The sequence below is a fragment of the Prosthecobacter sp. Pr1 genome (genome assembly GCF_057652315.1).
The window spans coordinates 1-6,465 of record NZ_JBYFBS010000043.1 but is presented as its reverse complement, the minus strand read 5'-3'; the positions used below and the strand labels follow the sequence as shown (position 1 = coordinate 6,465).

General features: G+C 58.9%; 5 protein-coding genes. All 5 read left to right on the top strand.

Annotation, left to right across the window (positions count from 1 at the left end; all coding sequences use genetic code 11):
• Positions 1 to 529: 529 nt before the first annotated feature.
• On the top strand, positions 530 to 1,168 hold the full coding sequence (locus tag AC24GY_RS29270; RefSeq protein WP_487690373.1) for a hypothetical protein: 639 nt from the start codon (positions 530 to 532) through the stop codon (positions 1,166 to 1,168).
• Positions 1,169 to 1,270: 102 nt separating this feature from the next.
• Positions 1,271 to 2,911: a hypothetical protein gene (locus tag AC24GY_RS29265; RefSeq protein WP_487690371.1), complete on the top strand. Its 1,641-nt coding sequence runs from the start codon at positions 1,271 to 1,273 to the stop codon at positions 2,909 to 2,911.
• Between the two features lie 18 nt (positions 2,912 to 2,929).
• A complete protein-coding gene (locus AC24GY_RS29260) occupies positions 2,930 to 3,556 on the top strand; it encodes a hypothetical protein (protein ID WP_487690368.1) in 627 nt (208 codons plus the stop codon).
• A 431-nt stretch (positions 3,557 to 3,987) separates the two neighbouring features.
• Entirely contained in the window at positions 3,988 to 4,284 is a 297-nt protein-coding gene (locus AC24GY_RS29255; protein ID WP_487690365.1) for a hypothetical protein, read from the top strand.
• Positions 4,285 to 4,433: 149 nt separating this feature from the next.
• On the top strand, positions 4,434 to 6,465 hold a 2,032-nt coding region (locus AC24GY_RS29250; protein ID WP_487690363.1), incomplete at its 3' end, for a HEAT repeat domain-containing protein.

Below are 6,465 nucleotides of genomic sequence, written 5' to 3'. Positions count from 1 at the left end.
ACCCCCAAACCCTACAGGCCCCCTCTCCCAGGAGACGGAGATCCGGAGAGCTCTGTGCCTTACAGGCCCTGGGATCCAGACTGGCACCCGGATTTCAAGCCGACCCCCAAACCTCGTAAGCCCCAATGGGAGCCACGTCCGAAATTTCCCTGGCAGCACGACCCGATGCCGGCAAGAGTCGATCCCGAAGACTGGTACATCCGTTAGTACGGCAGATGCGCGTGAATGCAGCCAGCCATCCGGCATCAGACAGCGCCGATGGCTGCGCTCTCGTGTACATAATGTCTGGCATCTTTTTCTTTTTCGGTCAATGACACCTACGACTTTGACATCGTGGACAAGGAAGCTGAACGGGCATTCAATGACATGGTGAACGGTGTTGACCATGGCCCCTACCAGGGACGGACTCAATCCGGCCAGCTCAAGCCCCTCCTCATGTCACGTGTTCCAGGAACAGGATTTGCAGTCACCTCAGATCCCGTTACCAATACGCAAAGCTCCGACCAGTCCACCGCGCAGATCATCACCCATGCAGGGACTTATCCGCCACCGCCATCCTCTCCGCCGCCATCCAGGTAGCCTGGGGCTGCTGGCCCTGCTGCTGAGCGCGGCGGCGGCACTCTGCCTCACGCCCTGGGAGCTTCAGCGTCATCACAAGACCTCGGACGATGACATCGAGGTGCTGTATGTGTTTGATGACGAGGCCCTGTTTCAGTACCGCTTTCCCACCTTTGACGGAAAGCGGAGCTACCGCCTGAATCTCGTCAGGGCGGTGCCCGGAGATGAGCCGGAGGTGGCCACTGCCATCGGCGATGAGGTGAGAGCGGAGCTCGTCCAGGAGATCGATGCAGGCTGCCGTGTCAGGCTCAAGACCGGCATGAAGCTGCTGCTGACAGGCTGCGAGCCTCCGCCAAAGCCAGGCATGACGTTTGAGGAGCGCGAGAAATGGTACAAGGTCAGTGAAACGATCTGGTGGCTGATCGATGAAAAGACGGTGGTCAAAGCCCGCACACAGGAGGAGCTGGCGAAGGCTGTGCCTGAACTCAAGCCCGCGCTCGGCAGCCTGAAACTCCTGAAAGCGCCGGATCTTTTCGACCACCTCAAAAAAGAGCCGGACATGGCGCTCCCGAAAAAAGCAGTCGCAGCGCAGTCCGGGCCCTCAAAATAACACTCCCTCCCGCCAGACCACCCGCGCCAGCCCAGTCCTTTGCATACCATTGAATGGTATCTTTTCACCTGCACCCCAAAATCCAGGCCCAAGCTTTCCAGCATGGCCTTCATCTTCTCCACCTCCCACCTTCCTGAAACCCGAGTCCGCCGCCCTGACCACCTTGAAGACGAGGAGGAGGACGACACCATGCAGCCCATGCCCCGCGCCGGCGGCGTCCGCGCCTACAGCCACCTGCCGGTGCGTGACAATCCTGCGCCTTCCACCGGCCCGCTCCGGGAAGACAGCCCACGTGAAGGGATCGCCCCGATCCCTTCACGCTCCGCCACACCCACCAGACTGGAGGATCAGGATGATCCCCCTCTTTCAGAAGCCAACCCCGAGGACGCCCCCGCCCCGCAAGACCACGCAGACGACAGGCCCTGGTACATGCCCCGCATCACCGCCCAAGACCTGCCCCCGCAGGATCACCCTGAGGACGCACACGCCCCCGCCCCCAAGCCCTGGGAAAACACCACCCGCAGCTCCCGCTTCGATGATGCGCCTCCCGAAGCCTCCAGCACCCGCGACAGCGGCTTCTCCCCCTCCCCGCAGGAGTTCCGCGATGCTTTCCATCCTCCCGCTCCACGCTCACCTGTCGGGCAAGCTCCCGCTCAAGACAACAAGCCCGCCCTGCCGAGAGGCCGCTTGTTTGAACAACGCAGCGCACCAGAGGCGTTTTTGAGGCAGCAGATGGGAATGGGTGCCAGCGGGACCTCGTCACAACAACGCCTCCAGGGATCCGAACGAACCCTTGCAGCGCGGCAGCAGCCAGTGCGTGGGTCTACTCCGCCGGCAAACGGCAACAACCCCGCAGCGCCTAGCCAGCCCGTCAGCCCCTATCAGGGACAAGCCTCAGATAAAATGGATGAGGGACGGGGGGCATCACCAAGAAATAACTCAGAGGTTGAGGAGACACCCGCACCACTGCCACCGCGAAACCCAGATGCCCTCCCACAATCAGGTGCGAACAAAATGCCTGGCATTTCATTCACGCAGAGTGACAAGGCGGTCAAAGCCTCCAGCAGCAGTTCGGAAGGCTGCGGCAGCAAGGGCGACCTGTTTGATATACCAGACGCAACGTTTCATTCACTGACTGCAGCGGATATATTTAAGGACCACCAAGACGAAGGCGGCCTTGCAATTACAAGGCTCGGTGGCGGCAAAAATAAAATCAACGCGACGGCGACGGTCAAAAAGGACGCCAACGGCAAGTATGTAGGGTATGTGTGCACCCCGCGTATTTATAGCTACATTTCTTTTTCCAAAATTGCCAAGCCGCAGCTCCGATGGACCTCCGGCAAACCCGGAGCAGACACAGCGGACATCACCGCCAATACGGTGGCTGATTTGACCGAGCACGAAAAAGCCCACACCAAGGTTAATCAATCAGTGGGACGGCGTATCTCCAAATACTATTTGGAAAATGTGTTCAAGATCAAGACCAAGCCTTATGCAAGCGAGGATGAGGCAATAAAGAAAGTGCTCAACATGGAGCAAATGTTCTTTCTCCAATGCAATAGAGAGTTCACAAAGATGAGGTCCACATTCAATGACAAGCATCTTCCCGCCCACATACGTGCCTACGAGGGAGGATCGGGCACCGAGTGGTATGAGCCTAATCCGGACTGGTTTACCAGCCTGGGCCTGGATGACAAGATTCAGAATAAGCCCGTGAATGTCCCGTTGCCCACAGACCTATAATCCTTTATGAACCAACCTATGAAAAATCGTCTTCTACTTCTTGTGTGCTTTTTCATGGCGGCAACCTGCCTCCCCGGGCAGACCCCCGGGCAGACCCCCGGGCAGACCCCAGAGCCGACGGTGTATACCAGTGCCCAGATCCTGCCTTTCCTTAGGCTCTATGATCTGAAGGGCTTGCGCGATCTCATCCACAAGGACTATGACATTTACAACGAAGTGGCTGTTTCATTTGATAATCTCTCCTGGTACAATGTGCCCTTTAAAAAGATGCACGTCGAAGATGACTATGTGTCGCTCAAGACGGATGAAAATGGCTATTATGTCCTGTTCCCCTTTCTTCCGCCCACGCTGGAGAAGCTTGCAGAAGCGCGCACGTTTCAGGAAGTGCTGCAGACTCTGGTGCCGCCTTCCCGTTCAGGAAATGAGGCCTACTTCAACATCATGGATGTTCCCGTTTCCACCCAGAATCTAGAGTTGGACAAGGGCTGTATTGGTCTGCTCCTAAAGGCGGCATACCTCTATCAGGACAGGATTGTTTGGGTGGAGTGCGAGATGTCCTACAATCAAAGCAAAAAAGCGCGCACCGTAGCCACTCCATTTGATGAGTCGGTGATTCAGATCCATGTCTCACCGAAATATAAATGAGCCATTGAATGCCAAATTTTAGCAGATGACTGCTTGTGGCGCTTGAAGGCGAAGAGAGCTGTTGTTTGCGAGCCCATCATCGATGCGCGGGCTATTATCTGATCAACGGAAGATATCATGCCAGTCATTTAGTCGAAGGTGATTATTCAAGGTATTGATTTACAATGCGTCTGACGGATCATTGCAGCTCCGTCCTTGGCGCACGCAGGTGGCGGCATAGGCAGCGTGTGCCGCCGGTATTCATGCGTAGCGCCCGCATCATCTTCGTTCCGCTCAAGCCGTCAGGCTTTCACTTGCAACCACAACGGCTCTTCTCGGCTGCCACAACCAGCTTCCCCGCCTCCCTTCTCAAAACCCGCGCCACTAGCATCCGAGGCAATGATCTGTGATGAGGTTGAAAATGAGAAGTGTAGGCGTCTTACCTTTACTAAATGCCTGGCATCTTTTCGTTTTCGCCAAAACAACGGGACCGGGACCACTACCAATGGCTGATAGACCATCCCGAGAATATCGCCGCCATGTTTTGGGACAAACAACTTGCGAAGGAGCAACCCGTGCATGCAACTAATCAGGGGCGACGCCTCCTCCCTGGGAGAAGCTATGGCGACTACGATTACATTTACCCCAATGTGCTCAACGTGTTGAACTCTCTTGTCATCCCGAAAGAAAAACGTGTGACAGCCGACCACCTGAAAAGGGCAAGAACCGACAGGGTCGGAAAATATTAAGCGACTGATATTTGCAGCTGCAAAAATGTTGGTGTCAGAGCACTCCAACCGGTTCATGATTTTTCGCCTGATTCAGCTCATCCCGGCTGATGTATCCGTCTATTTCTCTTTGCCATTTGCAGATCACCTAGGATGGATAAGCATTGGATATGTTGCACTCAACCCCAGCCAAGGCACTTGCATCACGCTACAGAAACCGTGGACTACTGGCTGTGGCTGCGCTGGCCTTCATGCACCTCGCCGCGCAGGCATCTGAACCCAGGCCGCGCGTGCCGCCGGAGAAGGAGCCTGCGGCGTGGCAGCGCGCAGGCATCGCGGCAGCGCTGAAGGACCCGGCGCCCATGGTGCAGTTTTACGCACTGGCCTACTGCAAGCACAAGCAGTGGGTGGCGCAGCTTCACATCCCCACCGCGCAGTGGCTGAAGTGGCTGGCCCTGCCCGACTGGGACATGCAGTCGCTGGCTGCCGAGGCAGCCGTGCAGCTAGGCGCGCAGACACCGCCGGAAGTGCAGCGTGAGCTGCTGCGCCTGCTCAAGGACGCGAGCCCGAATGACTCCGCGCAGCATTGGGTCAGGAGGGCCCTGTACAAGCTGGGCGGCAGCATGATCCCCGAGGCGCAGATGGAGATGGTGCTTTTTATTCAGCATCCACACCCCGACATTGATCTGATGATGAAAGCCTATGAGGCTTTGGGAGCGCTGGGCTCCGCCATGACACCCGCCACGCAGGAGGCGCTGCTCTCATTCATCCAGAATCCGCAGGCGGATGATGTCGGGAAAATGTTTGCGAGGGATGCCCTGGAAAACGTGGGCGTGGGCATGCAGCCGCAGATTCGGAAGAAGATGCTGCACCTGCTGCTGGAGGCGGACACGCCCCCCATGCTGCGTAGCTTTGCTGCGCGGGCCATGGCCCGCCTGGGAGCGGAGATGCCGCCGCAGGCGCTGGAGTTTCTCCTATCCGTCTTGCGAGATCCCGCCGACAAGGACGACCTGCGCTCCTCGGCCGCCACCGCCCTGGCGCGGCTGGGCCCCCGCATGCCGCCGGAGGTGCCGCAGGCGCTGCTGGCCGCGTATGACGAGGCGCCGCCGGAGAATGCAAACGAGGATACCAGAAAGTCCCACCTCCTGTTTCACCAAAGCATGGCGGATGTGCTGGAGCGGGCGGGGCCTGACATGCCCGCGGCCTTTCAGCAGCGGCTGGTGGCCGACTTTCTGAAGAACGAGCACGCTACGCGCAATGAGCCGCCCGTGGACCCCTTTGGGACGAGTGAGCACGAAGAGAAGCAGTTTGTGGACCTCCCGGCTCTCGCTGGCGTGCGCCCGCAGCCGGACTCCGCCGTCACCCGCGCCCTGCTGGCGGAGTTTCAGGACCCAGAGGCCAGCGGGCACACGCTGAAGACCATCGCAGAACATTTTTTCCAGCGACTCGCAGATCGTGGTGCCCTGCCGCCGGAGGTGCAGCAGGCGCTGCTGACCTGCCTGCAGGATGAGAAGGCAGAAGAGGACGTACGCTGCCTGGCTGCAGAAATTCTGGGCCACCTGGGTGCCAGCGCCACACCTGCGGTAAAGCAGGCACTGCTGGCGCTTCTGCAAGCCAGGAGCGGGCCGCACAGCCTGTACTTCAGCGCCGTGGAGGCCATGTCCTCCCTAGGCCCGCACATGCCGCCGGAGGCCGCTCCTGCACTGGTGGGCATCCTTCGGAGAAACACCAGACTGCGTAAAGATCCCCGCGCAGCAGCGGCTGCTCTCTACCCCACGCCAGATCCCTTTCTGACCAATGCCCCACCGGAGCCTGATGCGCCAAGCGCAGCGCCTCCACCTGCCTCGGCGGCCCCTGCCACAGCAGAGAAAACGCCTGCCGCCGACCTGGAAAAAGACACCTGGAGCACGCTGGATGGGGCCTCCCTCGAGTTCGCCGTACACGCCCTTGGAAATCTGGGGGAAAAGATGACGCCGGAGGCCCAGGCGGCGCTCCTCGAAGTGATCGAGTATCAGCCAGGCAACCACCAGACGCCCTGGGAAGCCGCCTACTCCCTCGCGCAGATGGGTGACAAACTCCCGCCGCAGACACAGCAGCGCCTGCTCGCCCTGCTGCACACACATGCGCTGCCCATGGAAAACGCTCTCTACCTCGCCATCTGCCAGACACTGGGAGTTTCCGGTATTCATCCCATCACAGACA

Bases quoted from the DNA above. Each gene is read 5' to 3' on its own strand.
- AC24GY_RS29270 (WP_487690373.1), top strand. From the start codon at position 530: ATGCAGGGACTTATCCGCCACCGCCATCCTCTCCGCCGCCATCCAGGT.
- AC24GY_RS29255 (WP_487690365.1), top strand. From the start codon at position 3,988: ATGCCTGGCATCTTTTCGTTTTCGCCAAAACAACGGGACCGGGACCAC.
- AC24GY_RS29260 (WP_487690368.1), top strand. From the start codon at position 2,930: ATGAAAAATCGTCTTCTACTTCTTGTGTGCTTTTTCATGGCGGCAACC.
- AC24GY_RS29265 (WP_487690371.1), top strand. From the start codon at position 1,271: ATGGCCTTCATCTTCTCCACCTCCCACCTTCCTGAAACCCGAGTCCGC.